The sequence below is a fragment of the Planctomonas deserti genome, from assembly GCF_003067705.1.
GTDB lineage: Bacteria > Actinomycetota > Actinomycetes > Actinomycetales > Microbacteriaceae > Planctomonas > Planctomonas deserti.
On the sequence record NZ_QANL01000002.1, the window covers coordinates 412,149 to 429,728 of the forward strand.

The following is a 17,580-nucleotide window of genomic DNA, read 5'->3' on the forward strand; positions in this document are numbered from 1 at the left end:
GCATGGCCCGCCGAGACCCCCTGCAGCACGCGCGAGCCGCCGCGCGCGCACTCGCCGCCCGCGCGCGCATCCTGCGCGTGCCGCGGCCGACCCTCCGCGGCGCCGGACTGCTCGCCGCGGGGGTGACGGCGCTCATCGTGGCGTACGCAACCGGTCGCCGGGAGTTCCTCTTCGTGTCCGTCGTGCTCGTGGCGCTGCCCGTGCTCGCCGCGGTCTACCTCCTGGCCGCGCGCACCCGGCTGACCGTGACGAGGTCGTTCGGCCCCGCCATCGTCGAGGCCGGCCGGCCGACGATGGTCGGCGTGCACGTGCGCAACGAGCTGCCCCTCGCCTCGGCGCCCGTCGTGTGGCGCGACCTCCTGCCCGCGCCGGTGGGATCGACGCCCCCGGGCGCCATGCCCGCCCTGAGCGGCTCCCGCTTCGGCGCCGACCGCTCCGGCGAAGCGGCGACGCTGCGCTACTCGCTGACCCCCGACCGCCGCGGCGTGTTCCCCATCGGGCCGCTCGTGCTCGACGAGCAGGATCCGTTCCGGCTGGTCACGCTCCGGCACGCCGTCGGCCCGGCCCACGACCTGGTCGTCACCCCGCGCATCAGCCGCCTGCCCACGGTCGCCCTCACCCGCGCGCTCAGCGACGGTGACGCGCACCAGGTGCACCGTCAGTCGAGCGCGGGCGAGGACGACGCCATCACCCGCGGCTACCTGGCCGGCGACCCGCTCCGGCGCGTGCACTGGCGGGCGACCGCGCGGCACGGCGAGCTGATGGTGCGGCAGGAGGAGCAGCGCAGCGACCCCGAGGCCGTGATCCTGCTCGACACCCGCGCCGGGCGGGGCGACGAGGACGCCGAGGCGTTCGAGCGGGCGGTCGAGTTCACCGCGTCCCTCGCGCTGCACCTGAGATCGATCGGCTGCGGGGTCCTCGTGCTCGAGACCGGGCGACCGGTCGCCAGCCGCGTCAGCAGCGACAGCGGCAACGAGGACGGCGCTCAGCGCGACCTCCTCGTGCGCCTCGCGGAGCTCGAGCGGGTCCCGGCCGACGACCGGGACGACGCGTTCCCGTCTGTCGCGGGGGAGTTGCGCCGCAACTCGTCGGCGACGCCCCTGTTCGCCGTGCTCGGGACGGTGACCGACGCCGACGCGGACCGGCTCCGGACGCTTCGGCACTGGTGCGACCCGGCCGTCGCGTTCCTCCCGCCCGGCACGCGCCGCGCATCCCGGCTGGCGCTCGAGGACGAGGGCTGGACCTGCATCACCCTGGATCCGGCCACCGGTCCCGCCGCGGCCTGGGCGGCCCTGGACCGCGTCGGGGCCGCCGCGTGACGGCCTACGGCGGCCCGGTCGCCGCGGCTCCCGCGCGCCGGTCCTCCCGCGTGGCGGAGAGCACGGTCCCCGGCGGCTGGCGGCTGCTCCTGCCTGTCTATCTCGCCCTCGCCGTCGGCGTGAGCGCGCTGACCCCGGTGCTCCGGCTCGGCGCGTGGCTTCCCCTCTCCCTGCTCGTCGTGGCCGTGATGCTCGGGGCCGGCGCCGTCGTCCGCTGGCTCGGCGGCCACGTCCTGCTGGCGAGCGGGGCGGTCGCGGGGTCCGGCCTGCTGCTCATCACGCTGATCTTCGGCCAGTCCACCGCCTTCCTCGGCATCGTGCCCACGCTCGACACGGCCCGCCTGTTCGCGCGGGTGTTCGAGCAGGGGACCGTGCAGGTGGTGGTCCAGGGGGCGCCGGCGACCCCGGTGCCCGAACTCGTCTTCCTCGTCGTCTGCGGCATGGCCGCGGTCGCCATCGTGCAGGACCTGCTCGTCTTCGCGCTGCGCGTGCCCGCGCTCACCGGCGTGGCCCTCATCGTGCTGCTCGCCATCCCCGGCTCAGTGCTCTTCACCGAGTTCGACCTCGCCGTCTTCGCCATCCTCGTCGCGCTCTACTTCTGGCTGCTGCGGGCGGACGTCCGGGTGCGGGAGCGCGAGGAGTGGCCCGCGCGGCCGGCCTCGGCCGCATCATCGGGCGGACCGGCGGTCGGCCGCCTGGGCGTGCGTGCCGCGGCGCTCGCGGCCGGGGCGGTGGTCGTCGCCCTCGTCGTGCCCAACGTCGTGCCCGCCTTCACCACGAGCGGCTTCACGGCCGCCGCGGGCACGGGCGGCACGGGCGGGATCAGCAGCGGACGGGTGAACCCCATCCTGAACCTCGGCGACGACCTGCGCCGGCCGGGCAACACCGAGGCGCTTCAGTACACGACGGACTCCGACGAGGACCTCTACTTCAAGCTCGCGACGCTCTCCCGCTTCACGGGCCGCACCTGGGCGCCGGAGCGCATCCTGCCCGACGAGCGGAACACCCTGAACGGCATCGCCCCCGCCCCCGGGCTTGCCGAGGCCACCCCGGTGACCGAGGTGGTCGTCGACGTGCGGGTGCAGGCGTCGAACACGCGCTGGCTGCCGGTGCCGTACTCGCCGACCGAGGTATCCGGCCTCGACGGCGACTGGTACTGGGAGGCCGACGGCATGACCATCGCGACGTCGAACGCCTCGACCCGCGGCCAGGACTACCGGGTGACCAGCGCGGTGCCCCAGCCGACCCGCGAGCAGCTCGCCGGCGTCGTCGCCCCCGCCGTTCCGTCGCCGTACCTGCAGCGGAACCTGGAGCTGCCCGAGGACCTGCCCGCCGTCATCCGCAGCACGGCCCAGGAGGTCACGGCGGAGGCGACGAGCGACTACGAGCGGGCACTCGCCCTGCAGGACTACTTCCGCTCCGCGGAGTTCCGCTACTCGGAGGAGGCGCCCGTTGAGGAGGGCTACGACGGCAACGGCATGGACGTCATCGCCCGATTCCTCGACGAGAAGATCGGCTACTGCGTGCACTACGCCTCGGCGATGTCGGTCATGGCGCGCGCCCTCGGCATCCCCGCCCGGGTCGCGGTCGGCTACCTGCCTGGCGACCGGCGCGGCACGGAGGACGGCCGGACGCGCTACCAGGTGGGCACGCAGGACCTGCACACGTGGCCGGAGCTCTACTTCGAGGGCGCCGGCTGGCTGAAGTTCGAGCCGACGCCGGGCCGCGGCGACCTCGCCGAGTACGCCTCCCCGGCCCCCGTCGACGCCCCGAGCGTCGAGCCGAGCGCCGCGCCGAGTGCGGCTGCCCCCGTCGCTCCCACGACGCCGCCCGATCAGACCCGGAACGACCCGGGCGCCGCGAGCGCCGCGAGCGTGGACGACGCGGGTGTGCCCGCGGGCGCGGTGGTCGCCGCGCTCCTGCTGCTCGCGCTGCTGGTCCCGGCCGCCCTGCGCGCGCTCCGCCGCTCGCGGCGTCGCACCGCCCTGCTCCGCGGTCGGGCGCCCGCGTCGCTCGCCTGGGCCGAGGTGCAGGACACGGCGCGCGACCTCGGGCTCCCGGTCCGGTCGACGGACACGCCCCGCGCCTTCGCCGCGGAGCTCGCCGAGCGGCTGGGGGTCGACGAGGCCGCTGGCGTCGCCCTGGCCGGCCTGCTCGAGGCGCTGGAGCGGGAGCGCTTCGCCGCCCCGGGGTCCGCCGCGGTCGTGACGCCGGAGCGCGGTCACCAGCTCGTGTCGTGGACGGCGGACGTGTCGGCGGCCCTCTCGTCGCACGCTCCGCGCCGCCGGCGGCTCGCCGCCGCGATGCTGCCGGCGTCGCTCGTCACCACCCTCCGGCCCGGGCGACCGCTGCGGGTGGGTCGTCCCGCCTAATCTGTAGGGATGGTCGGTTCGGCGCTCGATGCGAAGCTCGCGTCCGTGCTCGGCGGGCGCACCGCCACGGCCTTCGAGAAGGCATTCGGCATCCGCACGGCCGCGGACCTGCTCAGCCACTACCCGAGGCGCTACGCCAAGCGGGGTGAGCTGAGCGCCCTCGACGAGCTGCCGCTCGACGAGAACGTGACGATCATCGCCGAGGTGCGCGAGGTGCGCGAGCGCAGCATGAAAGCGCGCCGCGGCACCATCCTCGAGGTGCGGATCACCGACGGCAAGGGCTTCCTCACCCTCACGTTCTTCAATCAGGCGTGGCGGGCCAAGATGCTCGTCCCCGGCATGCGCGGCATCTTCGCGGGCAAGGTGACCGCCTACCGCGGCGCCCTGCAGCTCGCCCATCCGGACTACGAGCTGTTCGACCCGTGGGACGACGACCTCGGCCACGCGACGCCGAGTCCCGCCGCCATCCGCTGGGCCGAGTCGCCCATCCCCATCTATCCGGCGACGTCGACGCTCGCCAGCTGGCAGATCGCGAAGTCAATCGAGCTCGTGCTCGACGGGCTCGGGCCGGTCGCCGACCCCGTGCCCCCGGCCGTGCGCGCCGAGCGAGGGCTCGTCGACTACCGCGCGGCGCTCGAGGGCGTCCATCGCCCGAAGCGCGACGCGGACTGGCGGGCCGGCCAGCACGCCCTGCGCTTCCAGGAGGCGTTCGTGCTGCAGGCCGCCCTGCTGCAGCAGCGCGCCGCCAACCGGTCGTGGAACGCGACGCCGCGCACGCCCGTCGCCGGCGGGTTCCTCGAACGCTTCGACAGGCAGTTGCCGTTCGCGCTGACCGGCGACCAGCAGCTCGTGGGGGAGGAGATCGCGCGCGACCTCGCGGGCACCCACCCCATGAACCGTCTGATCCAGGGCGAGGTCGGCTCGGGCAAGACTCTCGTCGCCCTCCGCGCGATGCTCGCCGTCGCGGACAGCGGAGGGCAGGCGGCCCTGCTCGCCCCCACCGAGGTCCTGGCCGCCCAGCACCTGCGCTCCCTCGTGCGCGTGCTCGGCCCCAACCTGGCGGCCGAGCTCATGCCGACCCTCATCACGGGCCAGCTGCCCGTCGCCGAGCGGCGGAAGGCGCTGCTGCGCACGGTCGGCGGCCAGGCGCGCATCGTGGTCGGCACGCACGCCCTGCTCGGTGAGTCGGTGACCTTCTACGACCTCGGGCTCGTCGTCGTGGACGAGCAGCACCGCTTCGGCGTCGACCAGCGCGAGGCGCTGCGCCAGAAGGGCACGACACCGCCGCACGTGCTCGTGCTCACCGCCACCCCTATCCCGCGCACCGTCGCCATGACGGTCTTCGGCGACCTCGACATCTCGACCATCAGCGAGCTGCCGGCGGGACGCAAGGGCATCGAGACCTTCGTCGTGCCGCTCGCGGAGAAGCCCGACTGGATCAACCGGGTCTGGGCCCGGGTCTCGGAGGAGCTCGAGAAGGGGCACCAGGCGTTCGTCGTGTGCCCGGCGATCGAGCCCGCCCCGGCCGGCGCCTCCGGTGGCCCCGCCGGCACCGGCGGCGTGCGCGAGGACGACGACGTGGATCCGGATGCCGAGGCCGGCGCCCCGCAGCGGCCGCTCACGACCGTGGTGCAGCTGACCGCCGAGCTGCGCGCGCATCCGCTGCTCGCCGGCCGCCGGGTCGAGGGCCTGCACGGGCGGATGTCGAGCGACGAGAAGGATGAGCTGATGCGCGGCTTCGCCGCCGGGCGCATCGACGTGCTCGTGGCCACGACGGTCATCGAGGTGGGCGTCGACGTGCCGAACGCGTCCACGATGGTGGTGATGGATGCCGAGCGCTTCGGCGTCTCGCAGCTGCACCAGCTGCGCGGTCGCGTCGGCCGCGGCGGGGTGCCCGGCCTGTGCCTGCTCGTCACCGGCGCCGAGGAGAGCAGCCTCGGGCGCGAGCGGGTGGACGCCGTCGCGTCGACGCTCGACGGATTCGAGCTCGCCCAGGCCGACCTCGAGCTGCGGCGGGAGGGCGACGTGCTCGGCAGCTCTCAGTCCGGAGGACGCTCGTCGCTGCGGCTCCTGCGCGTCGTGCGCGACACGGACGTGATCGAGGCGGCCCGTGAGCAGGCGTCCGGCATCCTCGACGCCGACCCGAGCCTGTCCGAGCACCCGGAGCTCGCCGCGGCGATCGCACGACGGCTGGACGAGTCGACCCGCACCTTCCTCGCGAAGGCGTGACCGGCACCGCCGCCGGGCGTGAAACCTGGCTGCAACAGAGGGCCGTTAAGCTTGTCCCATGAGCAGAATCGCGGTCGTACCAGGTTCATTCGACCCCGTGACCCTCGGGCACCTCGACGTGATCGACCGCGCGGCCGGCCTGTTCGACGAGCTGCACGTGCTGGTCGTGCACAACCCCGCGAAGACCGCGCTGCTGCCCATCGCGGAGCGCGTGTCCCTGCTGCGCGAGGCCATCGCCGAGGCCGGGCTGCCGGACAACATCCGCGTCGAGTCCTGGAGCGTCGGCCTGCTCGTCGACTACTGCACCGACGTGGGCGCCAGCGTGCTTGTCAAGGGCATCCGCTCGCAGGTCGACGTCGCCTACGAGACGCCCATGGCCATCGTCAACCGCAACCTCGCGGGCGTCGAGACCGTCTTCCTGCTGCCGGACCCCGCCCACGCGCACGTCTCGAGCTCGCTCGTTCGCCAGGTCGCATCGCTCGGCGGGGACGTGTCGCCGTACGTGCCGCGGGTCGTCGCCGACCTGCTGCAGGGCGAGTCGCTGTCCTGAGCCGCCCGGCGGCGGGCGACTACACTCGTTCTCCGTGTCCAGATTCATCAAGACCCCGTACATGGTCAACGTCCGCGACATCGTGAACCGGCCGGGGGAGATGCGGGAGCACGATCTCACCATCGTCGTTCCGGAGCACCTCGGCGAGGGCCTGCTGCAGGTTCGCGAGGGCCAGGAGCTGCACGTCCACGTGCGCCTGGAGTCCGTTCACGAGGGGATTCTCGTGACCGGCGACGTCGAAACGATCGCTGAGGGACACACCGCGCGCACCCTCACGGAGATGCAGCAGACCATCGAAGTCGAGTTTCAGGAGTTATTCGCGTATTCTCTTGACGAAGCCTTCGACTATCAGGTTCTCGATGACCACGTGGATCTAGAACCTGTGATCAGGGATGCCGTAGTTCTGGAACTGCCGTTCCAGCCGGAACTGCCGGACGAACAGCTCGATTTCGAGCTGGGTTCGGGCATCAGCCTGGTCCTGTCGGACTCCGAGGACACCACCCCCGAGGTGGATGCCCGCTGGGCCGCGCTCGCGGGGTTCGAGGCTTCCACGGACAGCAGTGCGGGGGACACCACCACCGACACTGTCAAGGCCGAAAACGGCCCTGATCAAGAAAAGAGTTGAACCATGGCAGTTCCCAAGCGGAAGATGTCCCGCTCCAACACGCGCGCTCGTCGCTCGCAGTGGAAGGCCGAGGTCCCGAACCTCGTCAAGACCGTCGAGAACGGCCGCGTCACCTACAGCCTCCCGCACCGCGCGAAGGTCGTCGAGGACTCCGCAGGCACCGCCCTGTACATGGAGTACAAGGGCCGCAAGGTCGCCGACGTCTAGTCCGACCCGCACAACGCTTACCGGCGTGTCAGCCGTGATCCCGGACAGGGCCGCACTTCGTGCGACCCTGTCCGTGGACGTGAGTCCCGAGCTCCTCGAGCTCGCGCTGACGCACCGGTCCTACTCGTACGAGCACGGCAACATCCCGAACAACGAGCGCCTCGAGTTCCTCGGCGACTCGATCCTCGGGCAGGCCGTGACCGTGATGCTGTACCGCGATTTCCCGACCCTCGACGAGGGCGAGCTCGCGAAGCGGCGGGCGAGTCTCGTCAGTTCCGTCGCGCTCGCGGAGGTCGCGAAGTCCATCGACGTCGGACCGCACCTCCTGCTCGGACGCGGCGAGGAACTGACGGGCGGACGCGAGAAGTCGTCCATCCTCGCCGACACGGTCGAGGCGCTCATCGGCGCCGTGTACCTGGACGCCGGCGGCGACGCCGCGACAGACCTCGTGCTGCGCCTCATCTCCCCGCTGCTCGCCGACCCCGCGCGCTTCGGCGCCGCCATGGATCCGAAGACGAGCCTGCAGGAGGTCGCCGCCCGCGCGGGCGTCGCGGCCCCGGAGTACGCGGTGACCGACACCGGACCCGACCACCGCAAGCGGTTCCACGCCGTCGTGACCGTGCCCGGCCTGGTGACGGCCGAGGGCGACGGCACGAGCAAGAAGCAGGCCGAGATGGCCGCCGCGCTCGAGGCGTGGACCCTGCTCCAGGCCGACTCGCAGCGCGCCTAGGCAGCCCGTGCCCGAGCTCCCCGAGGTCGAGGTGGTGCGCGCCGGCCTCGAGCCCGCGGTCACCGGTGCCGTCGTGCACGGCGTCGAGGTGTTCGACGAGCGCTCCCTGCGGCGGCACGACCGCACGCGCGGCTCGTTCGAGTCCCTGCTCACCGGCGCCCGGATCGCCTCCGCGGTCCGCCGGGGCAAGTTCCTCTGGTTCCCCCTGGAGCCAGCCGCGGTCCCTGAGCCGCACGGGGTCCCTGAGCCCCGCACGGTCCCTGAGCCTGTCGAAGGGACGCAACGGATCTCGCCCGAGGGTCGATCCACGACCCCCGCACCCGCGGACCGGCGGCTCGCCCTCGTCACCCACCTCGGAATGAGCGGGCAGGTCCTCCTGCGTTCGCCCGGCGCCGCGGACGACGCCCTGCTCCGCATCCGGCTGCACATTGAGCATCCGGAGCACGGCGAGCTGTGGCTGCACTTCGTGGATCAGCGGATCTTCGGCTCTATGGCCGTCGACGCGCTGCTGCCCACGGAGGCGGGACTGCCGGCGGGGTTCGGCTCCGACCTGCCGCTGATCCCGTCGCAGGTCGCGCACATCGCCCGCGACCCCCTGGATCCGAACTTCGATGACGCCGCGTTCTTCCGCGCCCTCGCCCGGCGCAACACGGGCATCAAGCGCGCGTTGCTCGACCAGACGCTGGTGAGCGGCATCGGCAACATCTACGCCGACGAGGCGCTGTGGGCGTCGCGCATCCACTTCGACCAGTCGACGCGCGAGCTGTCCCGTCCCCGCGCGAAGACCCTGCTCGCGGAGGTGCGGCTCGTGCTCGCCCGGGCCCTCGCGGAGGGCGGGACCAGCTTCGACTCCCAGTACGTGAACGTGAACGGCGCGTCCGGGTACTTCTCGCACAGCCTAAACGCCTACGGGCAGCACGGGCGCCCGTGCCCCCGCTGCGGCAGGCTGATCGCCCGCGCGACCTTCATGAACCGGTCGAGTCACTTCTGCCCGTACTGCCAGCGCCTCCGCGCTCCGCGCACGGCCCGCCCCGCGTCCCCCTCTCCGTAGGGTTCCGCCGCCGGCCCGCGCAGGGTTCCGCCGGGGGCCTGCCTCCCTGCCCGCAACCGTGCCCATGCAGGTTCACGTGTACCCAACGCAGGCTGTCTCCCGCCTAACGCAGGCTCGGGCGAAACCACCACAGCAAGATTCCGCACTCCCGTGCTGGCCGAGGACAGCGCGAGCCTGTATTGCGTACATCCGGAGCCTGTGTTGGGTGCGCAAGGGGTGCGGAGGAGGGGTGGAAGGGGTGGTGGTGGCGCTGCGGGAGAGGCGCCCACGCTGGGGGTGCCCGGGGAGAGCGGGCGGGGATCCCCTGGATTGCGGACTAAGCCCGGTGCGGCACCGACGCCATCCCCGGCGCTGTCAAGTCAGCCACCGAACGCAACTCAGCAGATGTCGACAGGGGGGCGGCGTGTCGGTGCTCTGAGGCGGCGTGTCGCGACGGATCTGCTGAGTTGCGTCGATCTGAGGTCGGGATCTGCTGAGTTGCGTTGAGTAGGGCCGGGATTTGCTGAGTTGCGTCGGTGAAGGGCCGGGATCTGCTGAGTTGCGTCGGTGTGGGGTCGAGATCTGCTGAGTTGCGTCGGTCGGGGGTCGAGATCTGCTGCATTGCGCTGATCCGCGGTTGAGATCTGCTGAATTGCGTCGCCCTCCCGTCGTCGTCCACGGCTCGGCACGCGGGACCCGCACCCACCCCCTCAGGCGGGCGGGGTGGACTTCTTCCAGGATCCCTCGTAGCCGATCGCATCGAAGCCGAGGGCCTCGTTGACCCGGAGCATGTGGCGGTTCTCCTCCGCGTTGAACGTGACCACCAGCGGAGTCTCGGGCGCCTCCTCCGCGAGGTACTGCAGGTTCGCGGCCTTCAGCAGCATCCCGAGCCGGCGGCCGCGGTGCTCGTCGAGCACGATCGTCTCCTCCTGCTCCGTCGGCCTGGACCGGTCGGCGGGGACGGCCAGGCGGGTGAACGCGACCAGGCGCCCCGACGGCACGTGCTCGGCCGCCGCCGTGAGGAGGGTCCGGCCGCCGCCCTGCAGCACCTCCTCCTCCTCGACCACCCGCTCCTCGTCGTACCGCGCCTCGATCACGGCCAGTCCCGCGAGCGGCTCCGCCGTGCTCATGCGCGTGTACAGCGCGGCGAGGTCCGCGCGCCGCTCCTCCGGGGTCGGGCCGGTCCACACGACGACGCGGTAGTCGGATCCGGCGACGGCCGCCGCCCGTGCCCGGTGCGCCGCGAGCACGTCAGGGTCGACGGGCAGGCGCAGGATGCTGCCGCGCGAGACCTGCTCGAGCGTCATTCCGCGAGCGACCAGGAACCGGGCGCCGGGGTCGTCGGCGGCGACGCTGCCGTACCCGGTCGGCGGCACGAGGATGCCACCCGCACCCGCGCCAGCACCCGCCGCACCCCCGGTGACACCCCCGCCCGCGAACGCGTGCGCCACGAACCCCTGCAGCACTGACCGCCCCGTCTCGCGGTGCGCGCCCTCGACGGCATCGGCGAGGGCGGTCCCAATGCCGCGGCGCCTGTACTCCGGCAGCACCTCGACGAGGGCCCAGCACGCCGGGTCGTCCTCGTCGGTCGACCACTCGAGCACGCCGCGCCCCACGACGCGTCCGCCCGCGCGGGCGAGGAAGACCTGCCGGCGGTCGTAGCGCTGCAACCGGTACTGCGGCAGCAGCTCGTCAGCGCGCACCGCGAGCAGGTCGGTCTGGTACGTCGCGGCCTCGACCGCGTTGCGCACCTCGACCATCGCGGAGAAGTCCCGGCCGCCCGCTCCGTCGAGGCTGTCCGGGATCTGCAGCTCGTCGATGGCGAACCCGCTGGCAGTCATGCGCCCTCCCACGGCCCTCGTCGTCGCGGGCCGACGGCCGGAACGATACCGCGGCGGCCCGCCTCGCGCCTCCCCGAAAGCGGCCGGACCGTCGGGTACCGTGGTGGCTGCGCGCCCGCCGGGGCGCGGCGGCGGGAGAGCGACGTGTACCTGAAGAGCCTGACCCTCAAGGGGTTCAAGTCCTTCGCGCAGCCGACAACGTTCGCCTTCGAGACCGGCGTCACCTGCGTCGTCGGACCCAACGGATCGGGCAAGTCCAACGTCGTCGACGCGCTGGCCTGGGTGATGGGGGAGCAGGGCGCGAAGACCCTCCGCGGCGGCAAGATGGAGGACGTCATCTTCGCCGGCACGTCGACGCGGGGTCCGCTCGGCCGCGCCGAGGTGCAGCTCACGATCGACAACACCGACGGCGCCCTGCCGATCGAGTACTCCGAGGTGACGATCAGCCGCACGCTGTTCCGCAACGGCGGCAGCGAGTACGCGATCAACGGATCCGCCGTGCGCCTTCTCGACGTGCAGGAGCTCCTCAGCGACTCCGGCCTCGGCCGCGAAATGCACGTCATCGTGGGGCAGGGGCGCCTCGACAACGTGCTGCAGGCCACGCCGGAGGACCGCCGCGGCTTCATCGAGGAGGCGGCCGGCATCCTCAAGCACCGCAGGCGCAAGGAGAAGACCCTGCGCAAGCTCGAGGCGATGCAGGCGAACCTCACCCGGCTGAGCGACCTCGCCGGCGAGGTGCGGCGCCAGCTGAAGCCCCTGGGCAAGCAGGCGGAGGTGGCGCGCGAGGCGCAGACCGTCGCCGCCGTCGTGCGCGACGCCCGGGCCCGGCTGCTCGCGGACGACGTGGTCGCCCTGCGCGCGGCCCTCGACGACCACACGCGCACCGAGAACGAGCGCTCGACCGAGCGGATCGTGCTGCAGGAGCGGCTCGACCAGAACACGCTGCGCTCCGAGCGGATCACGGCCGAGCAGCGGGGCGACGCCGTGGACGCCGCCCGGCAGACCGCCTTCGGGCTCGAGCAGGTGCAGGACCGCCTGCGCAATCTCTTCGCGCTCGCGACGCAGCGCATCGCCCTGCTCGAGGCGCAGGCGGAGTCGACGGACGGCGCGCCCGGCGTCACGCCGCAGATGGTGTCCGACGCGGCGGCCGAGGTCGAGCGCCTGCGCGGCGCCGTCCAGGACGCGGAGCGTGCCCATGCCGAGAGCCGGGAGGCGACGGCCGCCGCGCGGGCCGCCCTCGACGCCGTCGACGTCGAGATCCAGCGGCAGAGCGAGCTGGTCTCCCGGTACGACCTCGACATCTCCAAGCTCACCGGCCAGGCGGACACCGCCAACTCCCGGCTCGCCGCCGTCCGCGGCGAGGTGCTGCGCCAGACGAACGCGCTCGAGGCGGCGAGCGACCGCCGGGAGGCCGCGAAAGCCCAGTTCGCGATCCTCGAGGCGGAGGCCGCGACGGCGGAGGTGGACGAGACGGACCTCGGCCAGGCCTACGAACAGGCGCAGAACCGCGTCGCCGAGGCCGAGGCCGAGATCGAGCGGATCCGCGAGGAGTTGCACACCCGCGAGCGGGAGCGCGACGCGCTCGCCGCGCGCACATCGGCGCTGTCCCTCGCCCTCGACCAGAAGGACGGCTCGAGCGAGCTGGTGGCAGCCCGGCTCGACGGCATCCGCGGTCTGGTCGCCGAGCACGTGCAGGTCGAGGCCGGTTACGAAGCCGCCGTGGCCGCCGCCCTCGGCAGCCTCGCGGACGCCGTGCTCGCGGAGACGCACGGCTCCGCCGCCGACGCCATCGCCCACGCCCGCCGGGCCGAGGCGGGCCGGGTCGAGATCGTGGTCGCCGACGCGGCGGGCGCCGTCGACGCGTCGACCGGGGCCGGTTCCGCGGCTCGTGCCCCGGCCAGGCCCGGCATCCGCGCCGCCGTCGACGTCGTCCGTGCGCCCGACGGCGTGCTCAGCCTGCTCGGCAGGACCCTGATCGCCGACGACCTGGACGCCGCGCGCACCGCCTGGGCAAACCTCGGCGAGGATCGCCCGCTCACCACGATCCTCACGCGGGAGGGCGACGTGCTCTCCAGCGCCGTCCTCCGCGGCGGGGCCGGCGCAAAGCGCTCGCGACTCGAGCTCGTGGCCGACCGGGACGCCGCGGCCGCCCGGCTCGCCGAGGTGACCGAGACCATCGATCGATCCCGGGAGGCGCTCGCCGAGCAGCGGGGCGTGCTGCAGACCGCGAAGGACCGGGCCAAGGGCGCCCTCGCCGCCCTCCGCGAGTTCGACGCGCAGCTGGCCGCGCAGACCGAGCGGCTCAACCGGCTCCGCGTGCAGGTGGAGGCCGCCGGCGCCGAGTACGAGCGGCTCGCGAAGGGCCTCGCCCTGGCGACAGAATCCGTTGCCGGGGCCGAGGCGAAGGCCGAGGCAGCGAAGGCGGAGCTGACCGCGGCCCGATCCTGCCCGCGCCCCGTGCTCGACGCGAGCGCGCGGGACGGCCTGGCCGCCGGGGTCGAGGCCGCCCGCGAGGCCGAGATCGAGGCGCGGCTGCAGGTCGAGACCGCCAGGGAGCGCGTGCGCGCGGAGCAGTCCCGGGGCGAGCAGCTCGCCCGGCAGCTGGAGCGCGAGCGGGCGGCGGCCGAGGCGGCGGCCCGTCGCGCCGTCCTGCGCAGGCGGCAGATGGAGGCGGCACAGGCCGTGCTCGACGCGCTGCCGCCTGTGCTCGCGCTCGCCGAGCGGTCCGCGTCCGCCGCCAAGCACGAGCTCGCCCGCGCGGAGCAGCAGCGCGCCGCCCAGAACGAGGAGCTGTCGGCCCTGCGGCGCGAGGAGTCGATGCTGCGCGAGCGGTTGCAGGCCATCACCGAGAACGTCCACGGCCTGGAGCTGCAGATCTACGAGAAGAAGCTGCACCTGTCGCAGCTGCTCGAACGGGCGGGGAGCGAGCTCGGCCTGGTCGAGGACGTGCTCGTCGCGGAGTACGGGCCGCACGTCCCCGTGCCCGCCGACGCGGCCATTCCCGGCGGCCCTGCCGGGAGCGCGGCCGGCTCCGCCTTCGACGACTCCGCCTCGGATGACGACGACGAGACCGACCCGGGGGACCGGTTCGCCGCGGCCACCGGATGGGGCGGCATCGCCGCCGGATCCGCGGAGCACGACGGATCCGCAGGGCCCGCCCAGAGCGCGGACGACGCCGGCGTGCCGTACAACCGGGAGGAGCAGAAGCGCCGCCTCGCCCAGGCGGAGCGCTCGCTCGCCCGGCTCGGCCGCGTCAACCCGCTCGCGCTCGAGGAGTTCGCCGCGCTCGAGCAGCGGCACCGGTTCCTCACCGAGCAGCTCACCGACCTCACCGACACCCGCAAGGACCTGCTCACGATCATCGAGGAGATCGACGACCGCATGCAGGACATCTTCGCGGCGGCGTTCGAGGACACGAAGAACGCGTTCAACGACGTCTTCCCGGTGCTGTTCCCGGGGGGCACCGGCAGTATCTCGCTCACGAACCCGTCCGACCTCCTGACCACGGGCATCGAGGTGTCGGTGAAGCCGGCGGGGAAGAAGATCGAGCGACTCTCACTGCTGTCGGGCGGGGAGCGGTCCCTCGCCGCGGTCGCCCTGCTCATCGCCATCTTCAAGGCCCGGCCGAGCCCGTTCTACATCATGGACGAGGTGGAGGCCGCGCTCGACGACGCCAACCTCGGACGCCTGCTGACCATCTTCGAGGACCTCCGCGAGACGTCGCAGCTGATCGTCATCACGCACCAGAAGCGCACGATGGAGATCGCCGACGCTCTGTACGGGGTGTCCATGCGTCAGGACGGCGTGTCTGCGGTGGTCGGCCAGCGCCTCTCGCAGGAGGCGAAGGCCTCCTAGCCGGGACCATCACGGTCCCTGAGCCTGTCGAAGGGACGGGACCTGCTCCGGTCGCGTCCCTTCGACAAGCTCAGGGACCGTATTCGCTCAAGGCCCGCGGCGGGTCGGCGACCGCAGCGGGTCAGGGACCGTATGCGCTCAGGAACCGTATCTCGCGCGGGGACCGCGCCGGCTCAGTACTGGCGGGTGTCCGCCAGGGAGACCACCCGGAGCCAGCGGTAGCCGTAGGCGCCGAGCGGCAGTTCGAGGCGGCCGTCCTCGGGCAGCGGCAGCGACTCTCCCGTGAGCAGGTCGTTGAGCACGCCGCCACCCTCGGGCACCTGCAGGGTGAGCGGCACGACGGCCGGATCGGACGCGAAGTTGTGCAGGGCGACGACCTGCCCGCCGTCGAGCGTCAGCGTGTGCGCGAGCACCGAGGGGCTCGGGGTGGGCAGGACCCCGAAGGCGCCCCAGCCGAACTCGGGGGCGTTGCGGTAGTGACGCACGAGGGTGCTGAAGAACGAGAGGAGGGAGTCCGGGTCACGGCGCTGGGATGTGACGTTCACGTGTGCGGGGCCGAAGCCGCCCTCGACCACGCCGCTGCGCAGCCGGGACTTGGGGGCGGCCGAGAAGCCGCCGTTCGTGCCCTCGTTCCACTGCATGGGCGTGCGCACCGCCATCCGGCCGGGCTGGTCGAGGTTCTCGCCCATCCCGATCTCTTCCCCGTAGAACAGCACGGGGGTGCCGGGCAGCGAGAACAGCAGGCTGTAGACCATGCGGATGCGCCGCGGGTCGCCGCCGACCATCGGAGGCAGGCGGCGCACGAGCCCGCGCCCGTACACCTGCATCCGCTCCTCGGGCCCGAAGGCGGCGAACACCTCCTGGCGCTCCTCGTCGGTGAGCTTGTCCAGGGTCAGCTCGTCGTGGTTGCGCACGAAGTTGGCCCACTGGCTGTCCGGCGACCCCGCCGGTCGCGACTGCAGCGCCTCGATGAGCGGCGTCACGTCCTCGCGGGCCAGCGACAGGTACAGCTTCTGCATGGTGATGAAGTCGAACTGCATCGTGAGCTCGTCGCCCTCGTCGCCGCCGAAGAATGTTTCCTGCTCGTCGCGCGGCAGGTTCACCTCGCCGAGCAGCACGCCCTCGCCGGACCGGCGGCCGAGGAAGGTGCGGAGGTCGCGCAGGTACTCGTGCGGATCGGGGAGCAGCTCGCTCCCGTTCGCCACGGCCGAGGTCTCCAGCAGGAACGGCACGGCGTCGACCCGGAAGCCGGAGAGGCCGAGCTGCAGCCAGAACCCCATGATCCTGGCGATCTCGTCGCGCACGGCGGGGTTCGTGATGTTCAGGTCGGGCTGCTCGCGATAGAAGATGTGCTGGTAGTACTGCCCCGTGCGTTCGTCGTACTCCCAGTTGCTCGTCTCGGCGTCGGGGAAGACCGGGGCGCCCTCGTCCTCCGGCGGCTCGTCACGCCAGACGTAGTAGTCGCGGTAGGGCGAGTCGCGGCTGGCGCGGGCGCTGCGGAACCACGGGTGCTTGTCCGAGGTGTGGTTGATCACCAGGTCGGCGATGACGCGGATGCCGCGATCGTTCGCCGTGCGGATGACCTCGACGAGGTCGCCCAGCGAGCCGAGCCGCGGGTCGACCGAGTAGAAGTCGACGATGTCGTAGCCGTCGTCGCGGCCGGGGGTCGGGTAGAAGGGCATGAGCCACAGGCACGTGATGCCGAGCTCGGCGAGGTAGTCGAGCCGGTTGGCGAGGCCGGCGAAGTCGCCGACGCCGTCGTCGTTCCAGTCCATGAACGTCTCGACGTCGAGGCAGTACACGACCGCGCTCTTCCACCAGAGGTCGCTCGTGTCGGTGATCCGCACGATCAGGCGTTCCGGAGGCGCGGCAGCACGTGCTCGCCGAAGGTGTCGAGGAATCGGTCCTGCTGCTTGCCCACGTGGTGCAGGTAGATGCGGTCGAAGCCGAGCTCGATGAACTCCTCGAGCCTGCGCACGTGCTCCCCGGGGTCCGAAGAGATGATGACGGAGGAGTGCATGTCCTCGGGGCGCACGTGTGTGCCGGCCGTGTCGAAGCCCTCCACCGAGTCGATGTCCCAGGCGAGGGGCGGGCCGACGACGTTCGAGCGCCACTGGTCGTAGGCGATGTCGAGCGCCTCGTCGTCCGTCTCCGCGTAGCTGAGGTGTACCTGCAGGATGAGCGGTCCCCGCCCGCCGGCGGAGCGGTACGCGTCGGCCCAGGCACGCAGGTCCTCGACCGGCTGGTTGATGGTGGCGGCGCCGTCGGCCCATTCGGCGGACCAGGCGGCGGTCTCGGGCGAGACGGACGGGGCGATCAGCGGCGGCGGGGTCGGCGGGAGAGACCACAGCTTGGCGCGGTCCACCGTCACGAGCCCGTCGTGACTCACCTCCTCGCCGGCGTGCAGGGCCCGGATGATGTCGACGCACTCACGGAGCCGCGCGTTGCGGATCGACTTGCGCGGCCAGCCCTGGCCGGTGATGTGCTCGTTCGCCGCCTCACCGCTGCCGAGCGCCATCCAGAACCGGTCGGGGAACATGGCCTGCAGCGACGCCGACGCCTGCGCGATGATCGCCGGGTGGTACCGCTGGCCCGGCGCGTTGACCACGCCGTAGCTGAGCGACGTCGCCTGCATGGCGGCGCCGAGCCAGGACCAGGCGAAGCCGGACTCGCCCTGCGCCGAGCTCCAGGGGGCGATGTGGTCCGAGCACATGGCCGCGTCGAACCCCACCTCCTCGGCGCGCTGGGCCGCCGCCAGCAGGATGGCCGGGGGGATCTGCTCGTGGGACGCGTGGAAGCCGAAGATCGTCATGAAGCCACCT

The 17,580-nt window shown here is 72.7% G+C and carries 12 protein-coding genes; 9 read left to right on the plus strand and 3 right to left on the minus strand.

The genetic code is table 11. From position 1 onward, the window contains the following. Positions 1-2: 2 nt before the first annotated feature. Genes DAI20_RS08160 through mutM form a run of 8 tightly spaced genes read left to right on the plus strand, consistent with a single transcriptional unit; the run spans position 3 to position 9,083 of the window. Positions 3-1,319, plus strand: a complete 1,317-nt coding sequence (locus DAI20_RS08160) for a DUF58 domain-containing protein (protein WP_108250082.1) — start codon at positions 3-5, stop codon at positions 1,317-1,319. Then, a complete protein-coding gene (locus tag DAI20_RS08165) occupies positions 1,316-3,691 on the plus strand; it encodes a transglutaminase TgpA family protein (protein WP_108250083.1) in 2,376 nt (791 codons plus the stop codon). The genes DAI20_RS08160 and DAI20_RS08165 overlap by 4 nt, the downstream gene beginning before the upstream one ends. Positions 3,692-3,700: 9 nt before the next feature. Further along, a complete protein-coding gene (locus DAI20_RS08170; RefSeq protein WP_108250084.1) occupies positions 3,701-5,920 on the plus strand; it encodes an ATP-dependent DNA helicase RecG in 2,220 nt (739 codons plus the stop codon). A 58-nt stretch (positions 5,921-5,978) separates the two neighbouring features. Next, a complete protein-coding gene (coaD, locus tag DAI20_RS08175; protein WP_108250085.1) occupies positions 5,979-6,470 on the plus strand; it encodes a pantetheine-phosphate adenylyltransferase in 492 nt (163 codons plus the stop codon). 34 nt (positions 6,471-6,504) lie between these two features. Then, positions 6,505-7,095 (plus strand): YceD family protein, encoded by a 591-nt coding sequence (locus DAI20_RS08180; RefSeq protein WP_108250086.1) that lies wholly within the window; start codon positions 6,505-6,507, stop codon positions 7,093-7,095. Between the two features lie 3 nt (positions 7,096-7,098). Next, the gene (gene rpmF / locus DAI20_RS08185) at positions 7,099-7,302 is read left to right on the plus strand and encodes a 50S ribosomal protein L32 (protein WP_108250087.1); all 204 of its coding nucleotides are present in this window, start codon (positions 7,099-7,101) and stop codon (positions 7,300-7,302) included. 25 nt (positions 7,303-7,327) lie between these two features. Continuing rightward, on the plus strand, positions 7,328-8,032 hold the full coding sequence (gene rnc / locus DAI20_RS08190; RefSeq protein ID WP_108250088.1) for a ribonuclease III: 705 nt from the start codon (positions 7,328-7,330) through the stop codon (positions 8,030-8,032). Between the two features lie 7 nt (positions 8,033-8,039). Further along, positions 8,040-9,083 (plus strand): bifunctional DNA-formamidopyrimidine glycosylase/DNA-(apurinic or apyrimidinic site) lyase, encoded by a 1,044-nt coding sequence (gene mutM, locus DAI20_RS08195; RefSeq protein ID WP_108250089.1) that lies wholly within the window; start codon positions 8,040-8,042, stop codon positions 9,081-9,083. 689 nt (positions 9,084-9,772) lie between these two features. Here the strand turns inward: mutM and DAI20_RS19085 are convergent. Next, complete coding sequence (locus tag DAI20_RS19085; RefSeq protein WP_108250090.1) at positions 9,773-10,903, minus strand: GNAT family N-acetyltransferase; 1,131 nt, start codon at positions 10,901-10,903, stop codon at positions 9,773-9,775. Positions 10,904-11,047: 144 nt separating this feature from the next. Between DAI20_RS19085 and DAI20_RS08205 the strand changes: the two genes are divergently transcribed. Beyond that, on the plus strand, positions 11,048-14,758 hold the full coding sequence (locus tag DAI20_RS08205) for a chromosome segregation SMC family protein (RefSeq protein ID WP_108250091.1): 3,711 nt from the start codon (positions 11,048-11,050) through the stop codon (positions 14,756-14,758). A gap of 173 nt (positions 14,759-14,931) precedes the next feature. Here DAI20_RS08205 and DAI20_RS08210 read toward each other — a convergent pair whose 3' ends face one another. Then, complete coding sequence (locus DAI20_RS08210) at positions 14,932-16,605, minus strand: alpha-amylase family protein (protein WP_108250092.1); 1,674 nt, start codon at positions 16,603-16,605, stop codon at positions 14,932-14,934. A 2-nt stretch (positions 16,606-16,607) separates the two neighbouring features. Continuing rightward, a complete protein-coding gene (locus tag DAI20_RS08215; RefSeq protein ID WP_108250093.1) occupies positions 16,608-17,570 on the minus strand; it encodes a TIGR03885 family FMN-dependent LLM class oxidoreductase in 963 nt (320 codons plus the stop codon). Between the last annotated feature and the right edge of the window lie 10 nt (positions 17,571-17,580).

Excerpts from the sequence above, each read along its gene's own strand:
- DAI20_RS08160 (WP_108250082.1), top strand. The coding sequence starts at position 3 with ATGGCCCGCCGAGACCCCCTGCAGCACGCGCGAGCCGCCGCGCGCGCA.
- DAI20_RS08170 (WP_108250084.1), top strand. The coding sequence starts at position 3,701 with ATGGTCGGTTCGGCGCTCGATGCGAAGCTCGCGTCCGTGCTCGGCGGG.
- coaD (WP_108250085.1), top strand. The coding sequence starts at position 5,979 with ATGAGCAGAATCGCGGTCGTACCAGGTTCATTCGACCCCGTGACCCTC.
- rpmF (WP_108250087.1), top strand. The coding sequence starts at position 7,099 with ATGGCAGTTCCCAAGCGGAAGATGTCCCGCTCCAACACGCGCGCTCGT.
- DAI20_RS19085 (WP_108250090.1), bottom strand. The coding sequence starts at position 10,903 with ATGACTGCCAGCGGGTTCGCCATCGACGAGCTGCAGATCCCGGACAGC.
- DAI20_RS08215 (WP_108250093.1), bottom strand. The coding sequence starts at position 17,570 with ATGACGATCTTCGGCTTCCACGCGTCCCACGAGCAGATCCCCCCGGCC.